General features: G+C 61.8%; 22 protein-coding genes and 1 pseudogene. 14 read left to right on the forward strand and 9 right to left on the reverse strand.

Annotated features, from left to right (window positions below; all coding sequences use genetic code 11):
• Nucleotides 1-73 precede the first annotated feature (73 nt).
• Nucleotides 74-406, reverse strand: coding sequence for a hypothetical protein (locus IVA96_RS35755; RefSeq protein ID WP_247416611.1), 333 nt, complete (start codon nt 404-406; stop codon nt 74-76).
• Here IVA96_RS35755 and IVA96_RS07575 point away from each other — a divergent pair.
• The 6 genes from IVA96_RS07575 to IVA96_RS07600 all read left to right on the forward strand — a co-directional run bounded on the left by IVA96_RS07575 (nt 302) and on the right by IVA96_RS07600 (nt 7,424).
• Nucleotides 302-1,123, forward strand: coding sequence for an RNA polymerase factor sigma-32 (locus IVA96_RS07575; protein WP_247416602.1), 822 nt, complete (start codon nt 302-304; stop codon nt 1,121-1,123). The genes IVA96_RS35755 and IVA96_RS07575 overlap by 105 nt on opposite strands.
• Nucleotides 1,124-1,351: 228 nt before the next feature.
• On the forward strand, nt 1,352-4,534 hold the full coding sequence (locus IVA96_RS07580) for an efflux RND transporter permease subunit (protein WP_247416547.1): 3,183 nt from the start codon (nt 1,352-1,354) through the stop codon (nt 4,532-4,534).
• 71 nt (nt 4,535-4,605) lie between these two features.
• Nucleotides 4,606-5,796 carry an efflux RND transporter periplasmic adaptor subunit gene (locus IVA96_RS07585; RefSeq protein ID WP_247416604.1) on the forward strand — a complete coding sequence of 397 codons (1,191 nt, stop codon included), beginning with the start codon at nt 4,606-4,608 and terminating at the stop codon, nt 5,794-5,796.
• Between the two features lie 305 nt (nt 5,797-6,101).
• Nucleotides 6,102-6,326, forward strand: a complete 225-nt coding sequence (locus IVA96_RS07590; RefSeq protein WP_247416549.1) for a hypothetical protein — start codon at nt 6,102-6,104, stop codon at nt 6,324-6,326.
• 243 nt (nt 6,327-6,569) lie between these two features.
• Nucleotides 6,570-6,710, forward strand: a complete 141-nt coding sequence (locus IVA96_RS07595) for a hypothetical protein (protein ID WP_247416551.1) — start codon at nt 6,570-6,572, stop codon at nt 6,708-6,710.
• A 105-nt stretch (nt 6,711-6,815) separates the two neighbouring features.
• Nucleotides 6,816-7,424 carry a hypothetical protein gene (locus IVA96_RS07600; RefSeq protein WP_247416552.1) on the forward strand — a complete coding sequence of 203 codons (609 nt, stop codon included), beginning with the start codon at nt 6,816-6,818 and terminating at the stop codon, nt 7,422-7,424.
• Nucleotides 7,425-8,028: 604 nt separating this feature from the next.
• On the opposite strand, the gene IVA96_RS07605 is transcribed toward IVA96_RS07600, so the two are convergent.
• Nucleotides 8,029-8,265: a hypothetical protein gene (locus IVA96_RS07605; protein WP_346347891.1), complete on the reverse strand. Its 237-nt coding sequence runs from the start codon at nt 8,263-8,265 to the stop codon at nt 8,029-8,031.
• A gap of 295 nt (nt 8,266-8,560) precedes the next feature.
• Here IVA96_RS07605 and IVA96_RS07610 point away from each other — a divergent pair, with 295 nt between their 5' ends.
• The 3 genes from IVA96_RS07610 (at nt 8,561) to IVA96_RS07620 (ending at nt 10,673) form a co-directional block, all read left to right on the forward strand.
• The gene (locus IVA96_RS07610; RefSeq protein ID WP_247416555.1) at nt 8,561-8,851 is read left to right on the forward strand and encodes a hypothetical protein; all 291 of its coding nucleotides are present in this window, start codon (nt 8,561-8,563) and stop codon (nt 8,849-8,851) included.
• A 26-nt stretch (nt 8,852-8,877) separates the two neighbouring features.
• Entirely contained in the window at nt 8,878-10,014 is a 1,137-nt protein-coding gene (locus tag IVA96_RS07615; RefSeq protein ID WP_256465472.1) for an LrgB family protein, read from the forward strand.
• A gap of 431 nt (nt 10,015-10,445) precedes the next feature.
• Entirely contained in the window at nt 10,446-10,673 is a 228-nt protein-coding gene (locus tag IVA96_RS07620) for a hypothetical protein (protein WP_247416560.1), read from the forward strand.
• Between the two features lie 2 nt (nt 10,674-10,675).
• Here IVA96_RS07620 and IVA96_RS07625 read toward each other — a convergent pair whose 3' ends face one another.
• On the reverse strand, nt 10,676-11,068 hold the full coding sequence (locus tag IVA96_RS07625) for a cytochrome c (RefSeq protein ID WP_247416562.1): 393 nt from the start codon (nt 11,066-11,068) through the stop codon (nt 10,676-10,678).
• 620 nt (nt 11,069-11,688) lie between these two features.
• Between IVA96_RS07625 and IVA96_RS07635 the strand changes: the two genes are divergently transcribed.
• Both IVA96_RS07635 and IVA96_RS07640 read left to right on the forward strand, forming a co-directional pair.
• A complete protein-coding gene (locus IVA96_RS07635; protein WP_247416566.1) occupies nt 11,689-11,949 on the forward strand; it encodes a hypothetical protein in 261 nt (86 codons plus the stop codon).
• A 128-nt stretch (nt 11,950-12,077) separates the two neighbouring features.
• Complete coding sequence (locus IVA96_RS07640; protein ID WP_247416568.1) at nt 12,078-13,184, forward strand: bile acid:sodium symporter family protein; 1,107 nt, start codon at nt 12,078-12,080, stop codon at nt 13,182-13,184.
• A gap of 856 nt (nt 13,185-14,040) precedes the next feature.
• Here the strand turns inward: IVA96_RS07640 and IVA96_RS07645 are convergent.
• From IVA96_RS07645 to IVA96_RS07660, 4 genes are read right to left on the reverse strand one after another with little or no spacing between them, the layout of a single operon-like run.
• Entirely contained in the window at nt 14,041-14,880 is an 840-nt protein-coding gene (locus IVA96_RS07645) for a hypothetical protein (protein ID WP_247416571.1), read from the reverse strand.
• Nucleotides 14,880-17,999 (reverse strand): efflux RND transporter permease subunit, encoded by a 3,120-nt coding sequence (locus tag IVA96_RS07650; protein WP_247416573.1) that lies wholly within the window; start codon nt 17,997-17,999, stop codon nt 14,880-14,882. The genes IVA96_RS07645 and IVA96_RS07650 overlap by 1 nt, the downstream gene beginning before the upstream one ends.
• Entirely contained in the window at nt 17,996-19,225 is a 1,230-nt protein-coding gene (locus IVA96_RS07655; protein WP_247416575.1) for an efflux RND transporter periplasmic adaptor subunit, read from the reverse strand. Before IVA96_RS07655 ends, IVA96_RS07650 begins: the two co-directional genes overlap by 4 nt.
• Nucleotides 19,191-19,772: a hypothetical protein gene (locus IVA96_RS07660; RefSeq protein WP_247416577.1), complete on the reverse strand. Its 582-nt coding sequence runs from the start codon at nt 19,770-19,772 to the stop codon at nt 19,191-19,193. The genes IVA96_RS07655 and IVA96_RS07660 overlap by 35 nt, the downstream gene beginning before the upstream one ends.
• Nucleotides 19,773-19,837: 65 nt before the next feature.
• Between IVA96_RS07660 and IVA96_RS07665 the strand changes: the two genes are divergently transcribed.
• Both IVA96_RS07665 and IVA96_RS07670 read left to right on the forward strand, forming a co-directional pair.
• A complete protein-coding gene (locus tag IVA96_RS07665; protein ID WP_247416579.1) occupies nt 19,838-20,749 on the forward strand; it encodes a LysR family transcriptional regulator in 912 nt (303 codons plus the stop codon).
• A gap of 247 nt (nt 20,750-20,996) precedes the next feature.
• Nucleotides 20,997-21,113, forward strand: a pseudogene (locus IVA96_RS07670) (IS110 family transposase); the annotation flags it as partial.
• A gap of 366 nt (nt 21,114-21,479) precedes the next feature.
• Here the strand turns inward: IVA96_RS07670 and IVA96_RS07675 are convergent.
• Nucleotides 21,480-22,388 carry a hypothetical protein gene (locus IVA96_RS07675; protein ID WP_247416581.1) on the reverse strand — a complete coding sequence of 303 codons (909 nt, stop codon included), beginning with the start codon at nt 22,386-22,388 and terminating at the stop codon, nt 21,480-21,482.
• A 296-nt stretch (nt 22,389-22,684) separates the two neighbouring features.
• On the opposite strand from IVA96_RS07675, the gene IVA96_RS07680 reads away from it, so the two are divergent.
• Nucleotides 22,685-23,578 (forward strand): DUF3320 domain-containing protein, encoded by an 894-nt coding sequence (locus IVA96_RS07680; RefSeq protein WP_247416582.1) that lies wholly within the window; start codon nt 22,685-22,687, stop codon nt 23,576-23,578.
• A 67-nt stretch (nt 23,579-23,645) separates the two neighbouring features.
• On the opposite strand, the gene IVA96_RS35570 is transcribed toward IVA96_RS07680, so the two are convergent.
• Complete coding sequence (locus tag IVA96_RS35570) at nt 23,646-23,774, reverse strand: hypothetical protein (RefSeq protein ID WP_256465470.1); 129 nt, start codon at nt 23,772-23,774, stop codon at nt 23,646-23,648.
• Nucleotides 23,775-24,071: the final 297 nt, after the last annotated feature.

Genomic DNA, 24,071 nt, shown 5'->3' on the forward strand with positions numbered 1-24,071 from the left:
AAGCTAATGTGATCGGTGTCACGCGGACCAGTGCGTGTTGCTCGCCTGAAGATGCCAAGGGGAATCGATCAGCTCAATTAAAACTGGATTTAAGGTTCGGCGAAGGAGACGCGCGCCGGCCGGTTAAACCCAAATTCAGATTTCTTAAGCCCAATTTAGTGGCCGCGCCAGCCGCGGTCTTCCTACAGTCGAGGTGCCGGACCCAACGTAGGAGCAGGAAATGCAGGCTCAAAATGCCACCGCCAATGTCACCGGAGTGCCAGCTCTGCAATCGGCTGGAATTCTCGCCTATTCGGCAGCCATCAAGCGCTTCGATCTGCTCGAGCGTAGCCAGGAGCAGCAGCTCGCGCGGCGTTGGCAGGAGCGGCGCGACAAAAGCGCGACTGACGAGCTGGTCACGAGCCATCTTCGCCTCGCCGCCAAGGTCGCACGCGGCTACAAGGGGTATGGCCTTCCGATCGCCGACCTGATCGCGGAAGCCAATTTGGGGCTGGTGATTGCCGCCACCCGCTTCGAACCGGGACACGGTGCGCGATTTTCGAGTTATGCGATCTGGTGGATCAAAGCGACTGTCCACGAATACATCTTGCGCTCATGGTCTCTGGTCAAGATCGGCACGACGGCCGCGCAGAAGAAGCTGTTTTTCCGGCTGCGCGGTGAAATTAGGAAGCTCGCGGGCGAGACGGCTGCCCTGACGCCCGACATGGCGCAGGTCATTGCGGAAAAGCTCGAGGTGACCGTTCGCGACGTGACCGAGATGGACAGCCGGCTTTGTGGCGATCTCTCCCTGCATACCCGGATTGGTGACGGCGATGGATCGGCTGAATGGGAAGCGACGCTCGTCGATGAGTCTCCGGACGCAGAGGAGATCGTTGTGGAGCACGACGAAGCGACACGCAGGTCAAGGGCCTTGCGCGCTGCGCTGGATGTCTTGACGGGTCGCGAGCGGCGCGTGTTCGAAGCGAGACGGCTTGCAGAGCAACCGCTGACGCTTGAGCAGCTGAGCTGCGAGCTATCGATCTCGAGCGAACGGGTGCGGCAGATCGAGGCAAGCGCGTTCGCCAAGGTCAAGCGCGCGACGATACTAGCGGCCAGGGCAGGCAGCGAAGCAATCGCTGCGTGAGGCGCACGGACATCGCGTACCCAGCTCCAGTTGCGCGTGCTCATGTCGAAGTGAATAGGAACCGCGAGTCGACCACGGCTGCTCGAAACCTGACTAAAAGGTGACGTCGCGCGATAGCTTCGTCATTTCCTGTTATTGCGCTCAAATCCCAACTTGGTTGAGCGGGGCTGCCTGGCGACTTCGTGTCTCGCCGCGTTTTCTCAGCCGACAGCGACGCAGGGATCAAGAATGGGAATTGTTCGATTTGCACTGCGGTTCCCGCACACCTTCTACGTGGTGGCGGCACTGATCCTGTTTCTAGGCGGTGCGGCGCTGTGGTCGATGCCGACGGACATCTTCCCGGAGATCCGGATCCCTGTGGTGACGGTCATATGGCAGTACACCGGTCTATCCACCCCGGAGATGGAGCAGCGCGTCAGTACCTATAGCCAGTATTCCATCAGCGCCAACGTCAACGGCATCAAGAACATGGAGTCTCAGACCCTCAACGGTCTGTCGGTGCAGAAGATCTATTTCCAGCCCGATGTCAATCTCGACCTGGCTATCGCGCAGATCGTCTCCGCAACCAACTCCATTCGTGCGTTGATGCCGCCGGGCATCCAGCCGCCGATCGTCGTGCAGTTCAATGCGTCGAGCGTTCCCGTGCTGCAGCTCAGCCTGAATTCAGACAGTCTCAACGAGCAGCAACTCTATGACTTCGGCATCTACCGTGTCCGGCAGCAGCTTGCGCCAGTTCCCGGTGTCACCCTGCCCACGCCTGCCGGCGGAAAGTACCGACAGATCATGGTGGACATCGATCCCGACAAGCTCCTGTCCCGAGGTCTGACGCCACTCGACATCGTCAACGCGGTCAATACTCAGAATCTCACGCTGCCCTCGGGCACCGCGAAGATGGGAGACATACAGTACACCGTGCGCACCAACGCGACGCCGGCGACCATCGACGATCTCAACAAGATCCCGGTCAAGTTCACAAACGGCGCCACCATCCTACTGAAGGACGTTGCCCAGGTGCGCGATGGTTCGATGGTGCAACAGAACATCGTCCGCGAGGATGGTCGCCGCTCGGTCCTTCTCAGCATCATCAAGAACGGTAACGCCTCCACACTGGCCGTCGTCAACGGTGTGAAGAAGGCGCTGACCGCCGTTCGCGCTGCCGCGCCTCCCGGACTCAAGATCACCGAGCTATTCGACCAGTCGGTCTTCGTCACGAATTCGGTGAATGGCGTGCTTCGGGAGGGGGCCATCGCGGCGGGCTTGACCGCCATGATGATTCTCCTGTTCCTGGGGTCGTGGCGCTCGACCCTGGTAGTGATGATTTCGATCCCGTTGGCGATCCTCTCGTCGCTTGTCGTGCTCTACTTCCTCGGGGAAACGCTGAACACGATGACGCTGGGCGGCCTCGCCCTGGCGGTCGGCATCCTCGTCGACGATTCGACTGTCACCATCGAGAACACCCATCGGCTGTGGACAGAGGAGGGCATGTCGCTCGCGGACGCGACCTTGCATGGGGCGGCCGAGATCGCGGTGCCCACGCTGGTGTCCACCCTTGCCATCAGCTGCGTGTTCACGTCGGTGGTGTTCCTCGAGGGGCCAGCCAAATACCTGTTTACGCCGCTGGGACTCGCCGTCGTGTTTGCGATGCTTGCGTCCTACGGATTGTCGCGAACGCTGACACCGATCACGATTGGGCTGCTGTTGAAGGGCGAGCGCCGGCATGTCCAGGGCGAGGTCCCCACCGGGCTGTTTTCGCGCCTGTCCGCCGCCTTCGAGCGCAGCTTCGAGCGGCTGCGCGACGGCTATTCCCGGCTTCTCGGGATGCTGCTTCGGCGCTGCGCCGTGGTGCCGATCGTTGCGGTCCTGATGCTCGGCCTGGGCGCGGCGATGTTGAGCCTCGTCGGACGGGATTTCTTCCCGTTGATCGATGGAGGCCAGATCCAGCTCCATGTTCGTGCGCCGGCAGGTACCCGGATCGAGAGCACGGAAGCCATCTTCCAGAAGGTCGAGGACAAGATCCGCGAAGTCATTCCCGAGAAGGATCGCTCGCTCATCGTGGACAATATCGGGCTGCCCGCGCGGGCATATAATTTGGCCTTCGCCGACGGCTCGACCATCGGCATCAACGACGGTGTCATCCTGGTCTCGCTCCGGGACGGCCACAAGCCGACCGCGGAGTACATCAAGAAGCTGCGTCAGGTCTTGCCGGTGGCGTTCCCGGAGGACACGTTCTATTTTCAGGCCGCCGACATCGTCACACAGATCTTGAATTTCGGACTGCCGGCGCAGATCGACGTTCGAACCGTCGGCTATGGCACCGACAATCTGGCAATCGTCAAGAAGCTTCAGAAACGGCTGGCCGCCATCCCGGGTGTCGTCGATGCCCATCTCCAGCAGGAGATCGACGGCCCGGCGTTCTATGCGGATATCGACAGGACTCGTGCCGCCCAGCTCGGGCTGAACGCCAGCACGGTCGCGACCAACATCAATGTCAGCCTCAGTTCGTCGGTGCAGGTCTCGCCGAATTTTTGGACCGATCTGAGCTCCGGTATTCCCTACTACCTCGCCGTGCAGACTCCGGAATACAAGATCAATTCTCTGAATGCGCTGGCCAATACGCCCGTGTCCACATCGATGGCCGCGAGTGGCCAGTCGGTACCCGGCATGCTCAGCAACGTCGCGACCTTTAAGCGCGACACGGTGCCGACCAATGCCAACCAGAGCAACGTCCAGCCGGTCTACGAGGTCTATGCGAGCGTGCAGGGCCGCGATCTTGGTGGCGTGGCAGCCGATATCGGCAAGGTCACCGCCGATCTTCAAAAGCAACTCAAGCCCGGCAATTCCATCCAGGTCCTGGGCCAGATCCAGAGCATGAACGACTCGTTCCGGGATCTCGGTATCGGCCTCGTGTTCGCGGCCGTGTTCGTCTACCTGCTGATGGTCGTCAACTACCAGAGCTTTGGCGAGCCCTTCGTGGTCATCCTGGCGTTGCCGGCGACGTTGTGCGGCATCGTGACCATGCTGTTCATCACTGGGACCACGCTCAATGTCCCTTCGCTGATGGGCGCGATCATGTCAGTCGGCGTCGCATCGGCGAACTCCATCCTGCTGGTGACGTTTGCGCGCGAGCAGCAGCTCAAGGGCCATTCCGCCTTGGAGGCGGCACTGAGCGCCGGACGCACCCGTATCCGGCCGGTGCTGATGACAGCCGCCGCGATGGTGGTCGGCATGATCCCGATGGCCATCGGCGGTGCCGGCGAGGAGCAGAACGCGGCACTCGCTCGCGCCGTGATCGGCGGACTGCTGTTTGCAACGCCGACGACCCTGCTCATCGTCCCCTATCTGTTTGCCATGCTGCGCAAGGGTAATGACGGAAAGCCGCAGCATGGCGTGTTCGAGGAAACGCAGGCATGACTGAGATAGATGTACGGCCCGATCGGCCGCTCCACGACCTCGATCTTCAGGACGATGCGGATGAGCCTTTGCTGCGGGTCGAGGGCCGGCAGAGGCGACGGTCTGGAGCGGCCGTGTTCGGGTCAGCGGCGCTGCTCTTGCTTGCCGGAGGGCTCGCTGTGGGTGGCTGGCGCCACTATGAGGCCGAGCGCGCGCTGGTCGCGACGTCCGAACAAGCGCATACGTTTGTGCCCGAGGTCCGTGTCGCGACCGTCCGCGCCAGTGACAGCAAAATAAACGTCACCTTGCCGGCGACGACGGCAGCCTTCGAAGCTGCCAACATATTTGCCAGGACCAGCGGCTACATCGAAAAGCGCTACGTCGATATCGGCGATCGGGTGAAAGCGGGAGCGCTGCTGGCCGAGATCGTCGCGCCCGAGCTGGACCACCAGATCGCGCAGGCCCAGGCCACATTGGCGCAGACCCAGGGAACCCTTCAGCAGACGCAGGCGAGCCGTGAACTCGCCGAGGTCACTAACGCGCGCGACAGCGGCCTCGTCAAGCAGGGATGGCTGACCGCCCAGCAGGGCGACAATGACCGTCTGACACTGCGCGCACAGCAGGCGGCCGAGGCCGTGGCGAAGTCGAACATCGCCGCTCAGCAAGCTCAGATCAAGGTTCTGGAGCAGGACAAGGCCTATCAGCGCGTGGTGGCTCCGTTCGACGGCGTGGTCACCCAGCGCAGTATCGACAATGGCAGCCTCGTGCAGGCCGGTTCGACATTCATGTTCACGTTGATGCATGCGAATGTCATCCGCACGCAGGTGTTTGTGCCGCAGGACGAGGCGATCGGAGTTGAGCCGGGTGTCGATGCGGTCATCCGCGTCCCAGAGCTGCCGGGCCAGCCGTTTCCGGGAAAGGTCACGCGGATTACCACCGCGCTCCAGCCCGGCAGCCGTACGTTGCTGACGGAGATCGACGTCCAAAATCCGGATGGCGCGCTTCAGCCGGGCATCTATTGTACCGTCGAGCTGTACATTCCGCGCAAAACGCCGTCGTTGATCGTACCGGCGGACGCCGTTGTCTTCGATGAGAACGGCCTGCATGTCGCGGTCGTGAAAAATGGCGTTGTTCACATGCAGAAGATCTCGATCGCACGCGATTTCGGCACGCAGGTCGAGGTGCACGATGGCGTCAAGCCGGGCGATCAGGTAATCCTCAACCCAATTCTGAGCCTGGCGGAGGGTAGCCGGGTTTCTGCTCACGCGCTGCAGACGAGCTAACTGCCAAACCCCGACGAGGCGACGATCGACAGCATGGCGTGCTGGATCGCAGCCTCATACTCCGCGAGCATGTTTCCGCGAATTGTCGATGGTGACCGCCAGGTGATCTGGCGAGAGCGCCTCAGTATCCAATGTCAGCGAGGCATTGCGCGCCTCGTCCGGCCCCGGTTCGCGGGATTAAGGAATCGTAAGCGACTCACAGCTCATTGAGCGCCTGTGAGCAAGTCTTGCATTCGCCTCCGCTACATCGATCCGCACCTCCTTCATAGGGCAACAAGTTCGTTGCATTTGAATGGAGAAGGTTGATGACGATGTTGAAGAGTCTATCGGCGGGGCTGATCGCGACCGCGATGTTCACGACGGCCGCCAGTGCACGCGAGATTTACACGAAACAACGGCACGTCACGGAGCACGTTGATCATGCGAGCGTTGTTCCGTTTGCACGACCTTTCGGCGCCTACTCCGCAGCGCCGTCGGAGCAGGAGCCGGGCGGCATCTGCGATCACGGTGACAATCCGCAGATCTGCTGAGGGGCAGACCAAGGAGGCGCGCCGGCATCAACGGGCTTCGCAGTCGCGGTCTCCCATGTGAATGCGGCGCTCGGGGACGAGGTACTGTCCACCAAGCCGTACAGATGCTTGAGCGCTACCGGCCCGGTGCGGCGTCGGCGCGCCTGACCGCCGGGTTCAGTCGACCGAGTTGTCGAGGATTGCAGGACTTCCGCTTAGCAGCCCGCGGGCGGGGATGCGCTCGCCGTCGCGGCAGGGCCGCCGGTGATGGCGCTGGCCGGGGCCGGATTGGCCAGGTCCATCGAAATGCTTTCGGGACACGCGCTCGTGTTCGGGGTGGGCATGACGCTCCGCGCGGGGCTGATGCTGGGGTCGGCGGTGTCGGAGTCGATCGCCGGCGGTTGAATGGTGCCGGGGGCAAGGGCTGGCGGGATATCAGGCGTTGACGCCGGCAAGGCCGCAGCATTGGTGAGCGTACTTCCGGGTGCCGACGTGCAGGAACTCCCGGGAGTGGAGCTGCCGAGTGCGCTCGCCGGCGCCACCGTGCCTGTCGTGCTGCCGGTGATCGTGCCGACGATGGTCACTGGCATGGCCGCCGGCAAGGTCGGCGGCAGGGTTGTAACGGTCACCGGCGTGGCCAGCCCGGACATGCCGGTGATGGTCCCCATTGCGCCCATCGTGCTGATTGTGCCCATCGCCGCGGCAGGGGTCGCGGAAACACTGCTGCTCGTGGCGGTGACGCTCTCCACCGATGGCGAAAGCTCCACCGCGGTCGGCGCGCAATTCACGCTCGTTCCTGGAAGTGTCGGGTCCAGCGCCAACGGGGGAGAAGCCAGCGTAGTCGCCGGCGCACCGGGAATGGTCGCGGCGGAGAACAGGCTCGTGAATGGGCTTGGCCCTGCCAGCGGGGACGACACGATCGCGCCCGGTGTTGTCGGAATCGCCATGGCGGTCGTTCCCATGGTCGAGACTTGCGCCAGGCAGCCGTTGCCGCTCAGCAGAAGGACGGCTGTCGCGCAGATGAGCGTACGCATTCAAGATCCCACGCGTTCGGTTGTAGAGATCAAAGGTAAGTACTCGGTGCGACAGATCCAATTCACGTTCGAGAGCGGAGATTGATGGTTCGAGCTGCGGACGAACTCTGGACCAGGGATTTTCAATTCGCCGGAGTGGTCCTTGCCGGAGCGCGTCTACTACCTAGTCTTTATCCGTGCCGATCCGATCGTCGGGATGCGTTTCCGAATAAGCTGCTGTTTGCGAAGGTGCTACATGCGACGAATTCCATTCATGCTGATCTACACCGCAGTCTCGATGTGGGTGTCGCCCGGTTATGCGGTGCCGGTCGTCGCCCCAGATCCTCCAATGAGTGCCGAAAGGATCGCTCACCTTCCGTCCGGGATCAGGGGGGTCGTTCTGGCCAGGTGCGGCGCCGACGCCGAGGGTGGACACTACTTCGCGACATACGACGACAACTCAAATGTCGTTCGGCTCGACTACTCGCTCCTCCAGTGTCCGAAAGCACCCGAACCTTGCGAAGGCTCCAGCTGTCTGCAGACGTTCGTTCGCCACGCGGGCCGGTATGTGCTGTCCAGGCCCGGTGGCGATCACTTTCCACGACCGCGACGCGAATGACCCAGGGTCAGATGCAGGAACTTCGAACAGCAAACGGGGTGTGCCGCAGGTCGCGGCAGCCCCCCGTATGACGCTTCGCGACGCACTGCGCTCAGCGGTATCTCGGTCCGATGTGGACGTTGCGGCCGGCGAACACGGGAGCTGCGCCGCCGGCGCGCTCGAGGCCCATCCTGCCTGCCGGCGTCAGGGCGCCGCCGTTCAGGACGTCCCGGTTCGGATACATCGATGCGTACGCCGCAGGCTCCTGGTCGGCGAAGGACCACGCTGCAAATGCGGATGGGATTGACGCCGTCGAAATCAACGCCGCAGCAATCAGTGTCTTGAACATCGTCATCATCATTCTCCATTGTCTCATTCGTGCGGAGAATTAGCGGCTTGCGACCACTGCTGCTCTCCTGGCGGCGTTTCCCGATTGAGTGTTCTTGATGTGTATGATGTAGGCATTTCCGCCGGCGACCTGCATCGTCGCAGATCACTCTTCTGAGAAGGCGAAATGGAGCTATGAACGCGCCGATGTCGAGTTTGTATTCTTTGTCATGACTGCTCTCGCTATCGTGCTCGGCGCCGGACGTGCCCGACGCCTACTTCGAGTTCAGGTCACCTCAACGCCCGGAGTATGAATCATGAGGCTGTTGTCCCTGTTTTGCTTCGCACTTTGTCTCGTCCTCTCCGCCACCACGGCATTCGCCCGCGGCGGCATGGGATCGATGGGATCACACATGTCAATGGGTGGCGGCGCGCTCGGCACGAGCGCTGCAACGCCGGGAACGAATTCGCTTGGCACCGCGCTGCCGTCGTCCGGTACAGTCGGTCATGCCCTGAAAGGCCCGCTCCTCGGCACGAACGCTGCCATCGACCAGGAGGATGCGCGGGTTGAAAAGATGCTGGAGGGGTCGATCTGCCGCGGATGCTGAACCCGTGCAGGTTGCCAGGCCAAATGATGATACCCGCTCTTCTCGTTCTGCTGGCGTGTGAGCTCGCCGGCAACGCGCTCCACCAGATGCTTGGGCTTCCCGTACCGGGAGCTGTGATCGGCATGTCAATTCTGGCCGCCGCGCTGGCTTTCAGAAAAGAAAGCGCGAGCACCAGGTCGCCGATCATCGCCAGCCTGGAGCAGACTGCCGAGACCTTGATCCGTCACATGGGACTTCTGTTCGTGCCCGCTGGTGTCGGCCTGATCGCGGAGATCGGCGTGTTGCGGTCGGAATGGTTGCCGATCGCCGTCGGCCTGATCGGATCGACGCTGCTGAGCCTGGCCGTCACTGGCCTCGTGATGCACTGGAGCATTCGTCGCGGCGCGGCGATCGCCAGACACCGTGCAGGACCTGGAGCGGGGTTGATCCAAGCCGGACCGTCGCCGATGATTGCAATTGATCATCTCTGGAATTCGCTTGGCACGGCGCCGTTGCTCTGGCTCGTCGTAACGCTGGCCGCCTACACGGCCGGCAACGCGCTGCAGCGGGCTTGCGGTGGGTCGACGTTCGCGAGTCCGGTGCTCGTAGCCATCATCATCGTGGCGGCCATCGTCGTCGTGACCCGGACCGACTACAGGGACTATTTTGCGGCGACCCAGTTCATCAATTTCCTGCTCGGGCCGGCAACCGTCGCCCTGGCTATTCCCCTGGCGCGAAGCGCCCGTCTCGTGAAGGAGAATCTAGCGGGCGTCGGGCTTGCGTTGTTTGCGGGCTCCGTGACATCCACGATCAGCGGCCTTGGCCTCGTGTGGTTGTTCGGGGGTTCGCGCACGGTTGCGCTGTCCATGGCGCCGAAGGCCGCGACCACTCCCATTGCGGCCGCGGTGTCGAGCCAGATCGGCGGCGTTCCGGCCCTGACAGCCGCGCTCGCGATCGTCGGCGGCATCGTGGCGGCCGTCGTTGGTCGGACGATGCTGACTAGGTTGAACGTCAACGACTGGCGGGCCCATGGCCTCGCTGCCGGAGTTGCGGGCAGCGGCATCGCGGCCGCGCAGGTGACTGCACGCAGCGAGCCTGGAGCCGCATTCGCCGCGCTTGGCATCGGGCTCAATGGCGTCCTGGTTGGAATCGTGGTGCCGCTCGTTGCGCAGTTCTGGAAGTGATGAAATCGATCGTTCGCGCCATCCGGAACGATGCCGGCAATGTGATACGTCGCGCAACTGCCCGGATTGGGATGACGAGCGGCACGTCCTACCTCCGGAAGGTGAGCAATTGGAGAAGACTGCGATGCGTTCTCTCTTGACTGTTGGCTTTCTGATTTCGCTGACCGCCTGTGCAAGCGCGGCTCCCATCCATGGTGCGCACGCACGGCATCGGGCCGTGGCTCATCATGAGCCGGTCGTGTCGCTGGGTGAGTTCGTCATCCCGAGGGGAGCCTATGCAGGCCCTCGACCGCCGATCTCCTACAACGATACGCCCAGCTATAACGATCCGTCCAAGTTCGGTGGACAATCGCTCGGAATGGACCCGTAGAGCCCGGCCGTTCGCCGGTCATGCCGCACACGATGCTGAAGATGATTTGTGGAGCTATTCGATGCGCCGTCTGCTGATGTTTGGTCTCGTGCTGGCGTCGTGTGTGACTGCGTCTGCGGCAACTCGTGATCCATCGCACGCGGCTGCACGTCTGCACGTGCAGAGACAACGATTGGCAAATCCGAGCGCAGTACCGGCTGTCGGGCCGCGATTCGCCGTCCCCGGCTGGAGCAACGAAGACACCGAGCGCTGGCTGGACAACGCCAGTTCGTCCTGGTCGCAGGCCTGACGTTAGTTCGCTCCCTTTGTGCTGACCATGTAATCGACGATAACGGGCACATCGCCCTCGTCGATGGGCGCTTTGTAAGCCTTGATCATCTTGTGCACCTCGGAGTCCCAGTCGGACCTGGAGAGAGCAGGTTGGTTCAGCACCATGTCTGCGGAGTGACAGGCCAGACAGTTGCGGTTGATGGCGTCCGCGCTGGATCCGCCGGGAAATAGCGCATCGCCCGGTGGGAGCTCGACGTTCGTCGATGTGATCGCCGGAGGGGCTGAACCTGAGCAGAGGCGAGGCGTCAGAAGGGAGCGATTGCGAATGAGATTCGCAGGCAGGCGCGCGCCGTCTGAATTGGTGGCCTCACGTGTGGCGGACCGCCTCCCCATGCGCTCACCCTTGTTGAACAAGAATTTAGGATGTCGAGCCGTGTAGAACGGGCGTTGCTCCCTATCTCTCACGAGAGAGGACCGATCATGATGACAACCAAATTTGTGACTGCCGCCTTCGTAACTGTAGGGCTCGCGATTGCGCCCTTTGCTGCGGAAGGGAAGGGCTACACGTATTTGAGGCACGATGTGTCGACAATGCAATCTGCTGCCTATGGGACGTCCGGACTGTCGACATCGCCATCCGGGACCTATGGGACATCCGGAACGTCTGTCGGAACTGTCACCGCACCCTCGGTGGGATCGTACAACTGGCCTTCGGTAGGCGTGACAAACGCAGTGCCCACTTGGCGCAACACCAATCCTTCTGTTCGCAGGTAGCGAGAGCTGCCACCACATCTCGAAGCTCGTTGTGGAGGCATGCGCCCCGTCGACGAGCGCGGATCGGCGTTGAGCGACGCTCTGGCCGAGACGCGACTCCTCGCACGGCGTGTGGTGTCATCGCCGCGAGCTGACTCCCCACGTGAGTTCGGCCGCCGTGCCAACGAATGAATTCGTATTTAGTCGAAATCCGAGCGCGGGCCCATACTTCCATTCTATCGACAACGTTGCGCGCGGTCCAAAACCAGGTTGTGCGGTCCGTGATTGATTTGTCGAGTGCCCGCAGCCCAGGGGTTCTGGCAATGTGCTCTTTTCATCAGTTCAGCGCCTTCGCGGCATCGCGCGGCGAAGGTCTTCACCCGAAACTGCGCGCGCTCCTCGAACGGGCGGCCGCCTCGCCGTTTTCGGAGGTCTCGCTGCGTCATGATGGTCTGGTTCAGTCCGGGCCGGATCCGGCGTCGGAAATCGTATCGGCGCGCGCCAATGTCGTTCTGCTCTGGCGACTGTCGGCCGATCAGTAAGCGCGCCTGAATGAAATTTTAGTGGTGACGGGTTGGCCGCTCCCTAGTTCCAGATCGTGCGTACAATGTAAGGAGACGACCATGAACGCCATCACATCGACGTCTGCGCTCGCGACCGACCACGACGAATGGATCAGTTGTTCTCACTGGGGCATGTTTCCGCTGGCCCGAAAGGCGCACTGACTTGGCGATCGCGCTGGCTCAAAGCCGGTCAGGGCGAACAGATCATCAGCATGTCTCGACCTAAGTTCCTGCCTGAGAACTTCACCCTGGCGTTGATCGCGACCGTCGTCGCGGCAAGCGAGTTGCCATGCCGCGGTACGGCGGCGCTGGTGGTGGATCACCTCACCGACGTAGCCATTGCCTTGCTGTTCTTCCTGCATGGGGCAAAGCTGTCGCGCGAAGCCGTGATCGCGGCCGCAAGCCACTGGCGGCTGCATGCCCTGGTGCTGCTGACGACATTCGTGCTGTTTCCGCTGTTCGGCCTGGCCTTCAGGCCAATTCTGTCTCCGCTTGCGACGCCGACGCTCTACGCCGGCATCCTGTTCCTCTGCACCCTGCCGTCCACGGTGCAATCCTCGATCGCGTTCACCGCCATCGCCAGGGGTAACGTTCCTGCGGCAATTTTCAGTGCCTCGGCCTCAAGCATCATCGGCATCTTCGTGACGCCGCTCCTGGCAGGTCTCCTGCTCTCAAATCACAGCGGAGCTGCCTCAGGCTGGGACGCAATCGGGCAGATCACGCTGCAGTTGTTCGTGCCGTTTGTCTGCGGACAACTGCTCCAGCCGTTCGTCGGCGGATGGGTTGGACGTCATGACGGCATTGTCGGCGCGGTCGACCAGGGATCAATCCTGCTCATTGTCTATTCCGCCTTCAGCGCGGCCGTCAGCGAGGGCTTGTGGCATCAGGTTGCGCCAACTGCACTCGCGGGGCTGGTCGTCAGCGACGGCATCCTTCTTGGCGTCGCCCTGATCACGACCGGACTTGGCAGCAAATGGCTGGGATTCAATCGCGCCGATCGAGTGGCCATTATCTTCTGTGGCTCGAAGAAGAGCCTGTCCCAGGGCGTTACCATGGCCAAGGTGATCTTTGCTTCCCACGGAGCGGCTGCCGTGATCCTCCCGCTGATGGTCTTCCATCAGATTCAACTGATGGTCTGCGCGGCGCTGGCCCAGCGATGGGGTGGTCGTGCAGACTCTGTGCGCCCGTCTCGGTCGGCGCCAGCTCCGTTGTGATACGCTGACAAAAGCCGTCCTGGCTGTTTTCACCTGTCCATGAAAGGGATAGGGCGGATCGGCGTCTTTGGCTCCCCCTCTTCGCGGGAAAGTGAAGGGGAATGGCTATGCGGGCAACTACCTGACGGACATGAAGTTCATCGATAAGCATTTGCTCGCAGTCCTCCTCGTCGTCACGGCGCTCGTCACGATCGAGCTGATCGTCTTTCTGGTGGTTTTCGCCTGAGTGGCACGGCGGTACCTGCGTCACCGACCCATCCTGCGTGTCTCAACTGGCTCATTCGACGCAGTTGCTTTCCTGGCTCGACGCATCGTTCCCTCGCTCACCCCCGATCTCCTCCGCGATAGCGCGTGACGACTTATCCGGATTGGCATCTGCCGCCGCTTTGGCCCGCTCGCCCGCGGCAAGGCGCCGCGCCGGGCCAGCCGTGGCGCGTGGCTGCGTTTCGGTAGGGGAGCCGCCGCCGTCACGCAGAATGCGGTGAGTTGAAAGCACCAGATTACGAACTGCGGCTCAAGGCTAGAGACATAATCTTGCAAATGTCGGACGACTGACCCCGGTGCCAATCGGCGTCGATCCCCGCGCCGATCTCCAATCGCTGTCCCTGGAGAGCCAAGCGCCACAAAAGCAAAATTGCAGAGATTGCGGTCCACGGTTCGCGCAGCCAAAAGATAAAATTGTCGGGTTGAGGTCGCCCTGCAAACCGGAAGACCGCACATTGCGACCCGACTTCTACTTGAGGGAACGCTCGATGGATGCGTAAAGCCGCTGCAGGGCTGCGCCGTGAGCAAGGGCAACGGCTCGAATAGTTCAAGATTGTCACTGCGCCGAAAGGAATCGTCGGGCATCTATATCCTAGCTGTAAATCGGCGCCGAACTAGGCAGCGGCACACGCCACCCGCCGGCTTTCGCGAGACCCGAGGCTCGACCCGTAGGCAAATCCGCTTTCGACGACGAGGCCGTTTGCGGGAATACTACGCTGAGCCAGCAGTTCGCCGCCGCATTTTGCGCGGCGCATTCGATCGATTTTACAACGACGTGTCCTGCGAGCGCGGCCCCCGTCCCCCACAGAAGGAAAGCAAGCCAAAACAATACCGATCGCGGCATGCGCGTGCATGAATAGAGCCAGACGGTCGCTGCAATGCCAAGCGCGAGCAGGCCGATCGCCATGTGCTCCGATGGAACACCAGTATCGAGGATCCAATCCGCACATGCGCTGGCGACGGTTTGGGCGAGCATTGCCGTGGCCCAGAAGAAGCCGCGCGCGCTGGAGCCTACCGTCGGACCCGGCAGGTTTCCTGTGAGGCGATAGCAGATCACGAATGAAAAGATGAGCAAAATGGCGATGAGCAGAATCGCACCGATGTCGCCGCCTCCCATCGAGATGTCGGTGGTCCGTGCCAGCACCCCACCCAATAGACTTAGCAGGAATGCGGCGGACCAAAAGATCATCCGCGGAAACCGCCGGCTCGCGCCCTGCAGTATCGAAATCGCAACAAAGGACAGCATCAGTACGACGATCACTCTTCCCGAGCGGTGAAGGTAGATATGGTTGAGTGCATGGCCCGCGATCTCGCCAGCCATGGCCGCGAGGAGCCAGTACCTCCAGAACGCGGCCGCGAAGTCGGGGACGATCCACGTGCGGACGCTTGGTGTGCCATTCCGGGCCCGCACGCCATCCTTTACCTCGGTCATTATCCTGCAAGCTCCGGATTGACAGCGGGATGGGGAGGGCGATGCGCCGCGCGCTTGCGTGCGAACCAGTCGCTGACGTTCTGGAGGTAGATGTAGACCACAGGCGTTGTGAACAACGTCAGGAGCTGCGATACGATCAGGCCGCCGACGATCGCGAAGCCGAGTGGTTGCCGCAATTCCGATCCGGTCCCCGTGCCGACCATCAGCGGAACGCCTCCGAGCATCGCGCACATGGTGGTCATCAGGATCGGACGGAATCTGACCTTGCAGGCCTCCAGCGCGGACTGCTCGGCCGAAAGTCCCCGATGGCGCTCGGCTTGAAGCGCGAAATCGATCAGCATGATGCCGTTCTTTTGCACGAGGCCGATCAGGAGGATGATTCCGATCAGCCCGATGACGTCGAGCCCGAAACCGAACGTCCAGAGCGCCATGAGCGCACCGAGCCCGGCCGACGGTAGCGTCGACAGGATCGTGATCGGATGGATCGTGCTCTCATAGAGCATGCCAAGGATCAGATAGACCGCGACGATTGCGGCCAGGATCAGGACGGGCGTGGAGGCGAGCGCAGACTGGAAAGCCTGGGCGTTGCCCTGGAAGCTCGTCGCGATGGTCGATGGCATATGCAGCGCGGCGGTCTCCTGCTGCACAGCGGCGACCGCCGTGCCGACCGCCGTGCCGCGCGACAGGTTGAAGCTCAGCGTGACCGACGGAAACTGATTCTGATGGTTCACCGCCAGCGCCGCCGCGCCATATTCGATCGTCGTGAACTGACTGAGAGGCACGATCGATCCATTCGACGAGGGGACGTAGATGCGATTGAGCGCGTAAGGGCCGGACTGGAACGATGGATCGACCTCCAGGATCACATAGTAGGTGTTCAGCGTGGTGAAGAGCTGGGCGACGTGACGCTGGCCGAACGCGTCGTACAGCGCATTGTCCACCGCCGCCGGATCGATGCCGAGGCGGGAGGCGGCATCGCGGTCGATCCTGAGCTTGAGCTGACGCGCAGCATTGGCCTGGTCGCTGGCGACGTCGGCGAGCTCCGGCCGCTTTTTCAGTGTCTCGAACAGCTTGCCGGCCCAACTGTTCAGTTCGTCCTCGTTCACATCCGTGAGCGTGAACTGGTACTGCGTCTTGGACAGGCGGCTGGCAAGATTGATATCCTGCGTCGCCTGCATGAACACGGCGATACCCTGGAGCTTGGCGAGTTTGGTGTCGAGCTGCCGGATCACCTCATCGGCGCTGAACTGGCGCTCGTTCCGCGGCTTCAGCAGCACGAACAGGCGGCCGTTATTCTCCGTCACGGTCGGTCCGCCCGGGCCGATGTAACCCGTGGCGTTGGCGACCGAAGGATCCTTCGCGATCACGTCGATCACGCTCCGCTGCAGCTCCGCCATCCCTGTCGGGGAGACGTCGGCCGAGGCTTCCGTGATGCCGGTGATCATGCCGGTGTCCTGCTGGGGAAAGAATCCCTTCGGAATGTCCGCGAACAGCACGCCCGTTGCCACGACGCTCGCAAGCATGACCGCCAGCGTCGCAGGCTTGAAGCGCAAGGCAACGGACAGGATAGCCTCATAGCCGCGCTGGATCGCCACGAATCCGCGCTCCAGCGTCCGCGAAACCATGCCCGCGCCTGCGCCATGGCTCGAGAGCAGGTAAGCGCACATCATCGGCGTCAACGTCACGGAGACGATGACAGAGACCGCGATCGCAACGCACACGGTGACCGCGAACTCCTGGAACATCCGTCCGATCACACCGCCCATCAGGAGCAGGGGAATGAACACCGCAACCAGCGACACCGAGATCGAGATGATGGTGAACCCGATCTCGCCGGCGCCCTTCAGCGCGGCCTCCAGCGGCGACAGTCCCTCTTCGATGTGCCGCGAGATATTCTCGATCATGACGATGGCATCGTCGACGACGAAGCCGACGGCGATCGAAAGACCCATCAGCGACAAATTATCGAGGCTGTAGTTCAACAGATACATCACGCCGAACGTGCCGATCAGCGAGATCGGAACCGAAATCGCGGGAATGATAGTCGCCCAGAAATTGCGCAGGAACAGAAAGATGACGCCGACCACGAGCGCGATGGTCAGGAGCAGCGTGAACTGCACGTCGGCGACGCTGGCGCGGATGGTCTGCGTGCGGTCCGATGCGATCGTGACCTTGATGTCGGAGGGCAGGCCCGCCTCCAGCTGCGGCAGCAGCTTCTTGATGGCGTCCACCGTGTTGATCACATTGGCGCCCGGCTGGCGCTGAATGGCGAGGATCACTGATGGCTTGGCGTTGTACCAGCCGTGAAGCGTCAAATCCTCCGCCGCGACTTCGGCATGGCCGATGTCGCGCAGCCGCACCGGCGCGCCGTTGCGATAGGCGATGATCAGATCTTCATAGTCCGTCGCGGTCAGCACCTGGTCATTGGTCGCGAGCGTGTAGGCTTGTTCATTGCCGTAGAGCACGCCCTTGGGCTGGTTGACGGTGACGTTGCCGAGCGTCGTCCGCAATTGCTCGAGGTCGAGGCCTGCCGCCGCAAGCTTTGCCGGATTGACTTGGACGCGGATCGAGGGCTTTTGCATGCCGCCGATCGTGACCAGCGACACGCCCGGCACTTGTGAGAGCTTCTGCGCCAGGATGCTGTCGGCATAGTCGTCGACCTTGGTGAGCGGTTCGGTGTCCGACGTCAATGCGATCAGGAGCACCGGCACGTCGGCCGGGTTGACCTTCCGGAAGATCGGCGGCGACGGCATGGTTTTCGGCAATTGCCCGGCCGCCGCGTTGATCGCGGCCTGCACGTCCTGCGCAGCCGCGTCGGTGCTGCGGTTCAGCGCGAATTGCAGGGTGATCGCGGTGTTGCCGAAGCCGCTCGACGAGGTCATGGCGGTCAGGCCGGCGATCTGCCCGAACTGGCGCTCCAATGGCGTGGCGACCGACGAGCCCATGGTTTGCGGATCGGCGCCGGGAAGTTGCGCGGTGACCTGGATTGTCGGTGTGTCCACCGTCGGCAGGGCCGAAATGGGCAACCGGAAGAAGGCGACCACGCCGATCAGCGTGATGCCGATCGCGAGGAAAGCCGTGGCGACGGGTTTACGAATGAAGCCTTGGGAGATGCTCATGGCAGCATGCCTGCGCTTGCGGTGGTGGCGTTTTGAACCGTGTCCTTGCGATTGTCGGGGACGACTTCGACCGATGTCCCGGGGTTCAGCCGGTACTGACCGGCGGTGACAACGGTTTCGTCTCCGGACAGGCCCTGGCTGATCAGCACCTTGTCTTCGCGCGACTGGCCGGCCTTGACGTCGCGTGCGCTCACGATGTGGTTCGCGTCGACGACGTAGACGAAGGCGCCGTTTGGCCCCTGCTGAACGGCCGTCAGCGGCACGGTCACGGCGTCATGGCGGATCGCGATCGTGAGGTGAATGTTGACGAACGATCCCGGCCAGAGGTTTTTGTTCTCATTCGGAAAGGACGCCTTCAGCCGAACCGTGCCGGTGGATGCGTCCACCTGATTGTCGATCAGCATCAGGCTGCCATGGTCGAGCTTATGCGTATTGGCCGCGTCATAGGCGTCGACTGACGCCTCGCCGGATGCGATCGCTTTCTGCACGTCGGGAATGTCGGTCGAGGGCAGGGTGAAGATGATCGAGATCGGCTCAAGTTGCGTGAGGATCACAAGGCCGGTCGCGTCGGTCGGGTGCACGATGTTGCCGGGATCGATGTGACGAATTCCCGTGATCCCGTCGAAGGGTGCGGTAATCGTGGTGTAGCTCAACTGTGTCTGTGCAGCCTCCAGCGCCGCCTTGTCCAGCGCGACCGTGCCCTGGCCCTGCGCCACCTGGGAATCCTGGGTATCGAGCAATTGCTGGGTGGCAAATCCGCGGGCGGCGAGCGGCTGCGTCCGCGCGAGGTTGACTTGCGCATTCTTCAAGCTCGCCTGATCGCGGGCGAGGGCGGCCTCCGCCTGGTCGACCTGCGCCTCGAATACGCGCGGATCGATCTTCGCCAGCACATCGCCGCGCTTTACGTTCTGCCCCTCGATGAAATCGACGCTGTCGAGCGTGCCCTGGACCTGAGTGCGGATGGTTGCGGTGTTGATCGGCGTCACGGTGCCGAGGCCCTCGAGTACAATGGGAACATCGCCCTTACGCGCGTGCGCGGCCGCCACCGGAACGGCCGGCACGGCCGTCGATGGGACCTTGGGCTCAGCCGCATGACTTGGCGCATGCGCGTGCAGGACATACGCGCTGGCCCCGGCGCCAATCAGGAGAGCCGCGCCAATGAGGACAAAGGTCTTTCCGGACAGCATCGCTTCACGCTCCATGATGGCGGTTTTGGCGGCTGGCATTTGCGACCAGCTCCAGGACGAAGGTTTCGGCCGCGCTCGCCGCGGCTCGTGCGCCGTTCGCTGTGGCCGAATCGAACCCGATGATCCGCGTGTCGATATCGGCGGCGCGTAGCGCGGCAATAAGATCGGCCGAACTATCCTCGCGCCGCACGACAAGCCGGATGGCAGTGGCGATAGGCACGACGCGAAACGACAGCGCCGCGCAGGGGACGGCGATTGCAAGGAGGCCCGCACAGTCGATGGCTCCATGCAGCACGAGTTCGAGCGCGGCACGGGCCGCTTGGCCCTCCGCAATCAGGATCAGCCGGCGCGCATCCACCTTTTGTCGTGCGAGCACGGAGGCAACGCCGTGCAAAAGCTCTTCAGGATCAGTGCCGCGTACAGAAACGGTGGACCATAGAGCTGGTGGCGTCAGACACCACCAGCGGCCAAGTTGTTCCGGTTTCGCAACCAGCGCGAAGTTCGGGTCAGCAATGACGGCGACTGTGACCCGTCCGGCATTGCGCGAGGGCCGCGCGGCGATCCTGTATGGCGAGCGCGTTGACATGGCTTGAAGTTGGGCGCGGCGGCCCTATTATTCAAATGAATTGATATAATGTTCAAATTCACATCGTGCATTGGGCCATGAGACTCCGCAACCTCGATCTCAATCTGCTGCTGGTGTTCGACGCGGTGCTGCGCGAGCGCAGCGTGGTGCGCGCCGCAGATAGCCTCGCCATCAGCCAGCCGGCTGTCAGTCACGCGCTCAACCGGCTGCGCCATACATTGAATGATAAGCTGTTTGTCCGTACGCCTGACGGAATGAGCCCGACTCCGAGGGCCGAGCAGCTCGCGCTTCCGGTCCGCAAGGCGCTCAACGAGTTGCAGCTCGCGGTCGAGGGCGACACGTTCGAACCGTCAACCGCCGACCGACGGTTCACGATCGCGGTGAACAACTATGCGGCTGTGGTCGCCGTGGCACCGATCTTGGCCGCGGTACGCGCGCAGGCTCCAAATGTACGGCTGTCACTCGTGCCCAGCGGCACCCTCAATCTGCGCGATCGCCTGGATCGCGGCGAGCTCGATCTTGCAATGTCGGGGAGTGCCATCGCGGGGGAGCGGTTCGCCTCCGTGCAACTCATCGAGGACCGCTTCGTGGCGGTGCTGAGGAGCGGCCATCCCGCGCTACGAAGGAAGCTGACGTCGGCTTCGCTTGCTGGGCTGGAGCATTTGGAGATCAGCTCGAGCGGCGAGAATTTGGAGTTTGTAGATTCGTTCTTGAGAGTACGGAAGAGCGCCCGCTCTGTTGCCTCCGACGTACCCTATCTCTCCGCAGGGGCGGTTCTGGTGCAGTCGAACTTGGTGGCCATCCTCGGACGCAAGCTCGCGATGGAGTTCCGCCGCGCCTATCCGATCGAGATCAGGGAGCTGCCGTTCGAAGCTCCAGTTCTGCACAGCGTGATGAGCTGGCATCGGCGCTTTGACGATGTGCCCGCCCACCGATGGTTACGCAGTACAATTATCGGAACCGCCACTACGTTATGAGCGGCGGAGCACCATCGATGGCGCATGAACGGCGAAAGAGTAGTCGGCTCGATCCACAGCTGTTAGTTGCAAAGGAAGCATCGAAGGTGCTTGTCATTGTTCATAGCCGTGAGCCCATTTTATGGGAGGCTCCCGGAATCGTCTGTTTCATCCAGAATCTGTTTGGCCGCGATAAGATCGGCGGTACCAAAGCCCTCCGTAAAGCGATCGTGGATCGGCCGGAGGCAAGCAATGGCATCTGCGGGCGGCGCGGCGCCCCACCAAGGTCGCCGCCATCGCGCTCGCCAACAAACTCGCCAGGATGGCATGGGCGATGATGGCCAGGAACGAACGCTACAAGGAACCCGCCGCTCTCACGGCGTAAACGAGATCACAGCTGGACACACCGGTGTGAGGTAACGGTTGGAAGGGCGAACAGCACTTAATGCAGCGCCGGTCGGTCCGGCGATCAGGACAACCCACATGGGCCATGGCATCTTCGAATGCGTGCTTTTGATCGGGACCTGATCCGCGGAGGGCAATATGGCCAGCGGTCATGTGAACCGCGCAAACAGGCCGAACACATGGCCGCTCCGACCAGCGCCGCAAAGTGAAGATTCTCCTTGCCAACCAGGAGCCGTCCACACATGGCCCATTTTCGGCAGCGCAGACGGCTGGCCAAGTCATGTACAAACGTCGTCGATGGGCGGGCAGCGCTTGTAAAGTGTCGACATCAATCGCGCAGCTGGGCTTAAGGTTTGAACGCCGGTGGTTCGCCTTCGGCGTCCCGCCGCCTTTCCTTCCAATACGCCATGTTTTCCGCTCTGCTTGCCTTGAGCGGCTGGATCACTTGGGCAACCGCCTCGGGCATCGGATAGACACGCCGGCGCTTACTACGCCAGCCGGTGTGACTTCGTGCATAGTGCATCGACGCTGTTGCCGTCGTCTTGTGACCTGCAGCTGCGGCCACTTGCGCGGGCGACATCCAAAGCTTTGCGGTGGACATGCCGACGTGACGGGTCGAATACGGTGCCACTCGTTTGATGTGAATGCTCTCGCATGCCCGCGCGATCCGCGAGGCCAATTTTGCCCAGAGCTTACGGAAATCGACAGCGTCCTGCGCTCGCGACTTCAACACTGCCAGTAGATCGGAAAGATCGCTGACGCCGGCCTGACCATAATCTTGCAGATCAAGCTGGCGGTGTTTACCCAGCGCTCTCCCGTTCGTCGACTTGCCATTCCTGATGGTTAGGACGGTGCCCTCCAGGTTCGCCCACAGCCATTCGCCCGGACGCATGAAAAGGATCACATTGTGGCTCAGCAGACGGGCCGCCAGCCTATCGTCAGGGTGGTCACCATCCATCAGTCGGCGGATCAAGCGATTGAATTGGTGCTGCGGGATCGATCGACGTTTCCGGGCTGATGTCCGGCGCGGGCCGGACTTTCGCGGGGCGGGTCCTTGCCCGACCCGCATCAAGAGGCTCTGGACGTCCAAACACCCGGTTTCTTCAGCCTCGATCGCAACGCTAATCGCGGCGCGATACTGCCGAACCGTAGATGGCGCCCAGACGCAAGGCTGTTCCACGAACCACTTGACCACGCCCTCGACGTCGCAGGGGTCAACACCTGCGCGTTTGCAAAAGCTCAGGTATCGGACCAAGTAATCTCGCTCCGTATCAGGCGTTCTATCGGCAGCTAGTCCAGTGGCATCTTCACGCTTCATTACAACCTATGGTCTAGCTGACCCCTCGTTACTTGACGGAATTTAGGCCAACCGCTGGGATAAAGCAAATCGACCCGCTTAAGTTGCATAAAATAATATAATCGTCTGTGGCGAGCGCCCTTCGGGCCACAAACAGTACTGGAAGCCAGGCGCAACATACAATTGGTTGATTTCACGTGACTTTTTCAATAATTGTTCCAAACACGAAACATAAATGTCGCGGACCAATGACAATGATTTTGCTTAAGCCGGATCGCCTAGGGTGGTTCGTCCGCGCCAAGCGAAGGCAGCTCGGTTACACGCAGCACGCGCTGGCGGAACTGGCCGAGGTGGGGAGGCCATGGCTCGTGGAGTTGGAGCTAGGTAAAAGGCCGAACCCTGCATTGGACCGGGTAATCCAACTGCTGGCTGCCCTCGGCTGCGCGATGCAGGTGATTGACCTGAACGCACGCGCGGCGTCTCCATCTCAGCCTTTTTCGCTAGAGGCAAAAGCCAGCCAACTTGCGGGTAATGACGATGTGCAGGGGGCGGAATTTGCGAAGTCGCGTGCGTCAGTTCCGCAGAAGGCGACGGGGCAAGAGCGACCAGAAGCCAAGAACGCGATGTTCTTCGGGAGGGATTATGCAGTTGCCGATTTTGGCGCGGCAGGGATAGCCGTCGATCGGGGGCAGCTTGATCTGCCCAGCTATCGCGACGTACTCAGCTCAATGGTGGCGCTCGTTGTAAATACTGAGGCGCCGGTTTTTCAGGATGTGCTGGAGCGCAGAATCGCCAGTGCTCACGGGCATCGACTGACGAACAGGCTGAAGCTTGTGATCGCTTCGCTCACGAAAAGCTTTCCCTCCACTGCCGAAGGCGATCGTCGAGTCATCTGGGCGGGCGATCCCAGCAATATGACTCCGCCGCCGTTCCGGAGCGCCCCGTTGTCTCTGAGGAATCATTCCGACATCCCCGCGATTGAACTTGAAGCGCTGGCGGCGGCGGTTATGCCCGGACGCACGCCGGACCAAGCGATTACGGTGATGAGCCAGCACCTCGGACTGTCATCCGTGAGAGAGGCGACACGCGAGCGACTCTTGCGAGCGATCACAAACGCTTCGCGAAATGGCAACGAGATCGGCGGGTAAGTCTGCCATTACCGTTCGCGAAAGCCATGGATCTGGCTCGATCGTGCGGGTTCTACGAACCGCGGCTTTACGGCCGAAGTTTCGTTTTGGGCTTACGCTGTTGCTCTGACGGTGCCGGCATCTTGCCGCCGGCATCAAGGAACGCCTCGATGAGCGCGTCGCTCCACGCCTTCATTGCGACGGCCTTCTCCTCCATCAGCTGGTCGACCGAGTAATACTCACGCGTGACCTCTTGTCATTCGGCCTGCAATATTGGCTCTGACTCATATGTGGAACGGCCCGGGCTGCAAGGTCTTTCTCTGATTGAACAAGGGATGGCGGTGCGGTCATATGTTCGGCCTGTGAACGCGGCACCTGCCGCTGGCCACGATGATGTCCGCGGAAGCAATCGCCCATCAATTTTGCGCGCTCGAAGCGCAGTGAGTCAGGCGGTCTGATTGCTACCGGGAATGTCGTCATTCAGTGTTCATCCAGATTGCACCCTGCCTCCTCG

This window comes from Bradyrhizobium sp. 159, assembly GCF_023073795.1.
Lineage (GTDB): Bacteria > Pseudomonadota > Alphaproteobacteria > Rhizobiales > Xanthobacteraceae > Bradyrhizobium.

Coding starts and splice junctions, on each gene's coding strand:
- IVA96_RS35755 (WP_247416611.1), bottom strand. CDS start 406: ATGGCTCGTGACCAGCTCGTCAGTCGCGCTTTTGTCGCGCCGCTCCTG.
- IVA96_RS07580 (WP_247416547.1), top strand. CDS start 1,352: ATGGGAATTGTTCGATTTGCACTGCGGTTCCCGCACACCTTCTACGTG.
- IVA96_RS07590 (WP_247416549.1), top strand. CDS start 6,102: ATGACGATGTTGAAGAGTCTATCGGCGGGGCTGATCGCGACCGCGATG.
- IVA96_RS07605 (WP_346347891.1), bottom strand. CDS start 8,265: ATGTTCAAGACACTGATTGCTGCGGCGTTGATTTCGACGGCGTCAATC.
- IVA96_RS07610 (WP_247416555.1), top strand. CDS start 8,561: ATGAGGCTGTTGTCCCTGTTTTGCTTCGCACTTTGTCTCGTCCTCTCC.
- IVA96_RS07615 (WP_256465472.1), top strand. CDS start 8,878: ATGATACCCGCTCTTCTCGTTCTGCTGGCGTGTGAGCTCGCCGGCAAC.
- IVA96_RS07620 (WP_247416560.1), top strand. CDS start 10,446: ATGCGCCGTCTGCTGATGTTTGGTCTCGTGCTGGCGTCGTGTGTGACT.
- IVA96_RS07640 (WP_247416568.1), top strand. CDS start 12,078: ATGGATCAGTTGTTCTCACTGGGGCATGTTTCCGCTGGCCCGAAAGGC.
- IVA96_RS07645 (WP_247416571.1), bottom strand. CDS start 14,880: ATGACCGAGGTAAAGGATGGCGTGCGGGCCCGGAATGGCACACCAAGC.
- IVA96_RS07650 (WP_247416573.1), bottom strand. CDS start 17,999: ATGAGCATCTCCCAAGGCTTCATTCGTAAACCCGTCGCCACGGCTTTC.
- IVA96_RS07655 (WP_247416575.1), bottom strand. CDS start 19,225: ATGCCAGCCGCCAAAACCGCCATCATGGAGCGTGAAGCGATGCTGTCC.
- IVA96_RS07660 (WP_247416577.1), bottom strand. CDS start 19,772: ATGTCAACGCGCTCGCCATACAGGATCGCCGCGCGGCCCTCGCGCAAT.
- IVA96_RS07680 (WP_247416582.1), top strand. CDS start 22,685: ATGATTTTGCTTAAGCCGGATCGCCTAGGGTGGTTCGTCCGCGCCAAG.
- IVA96_RS35570 (WP_256465470.1), bottom strand. CDS start 23,774: ATGGAGGAGAAGGCCGTCGCAATGAAGGCGTGGAGCGACGCGCTCATC.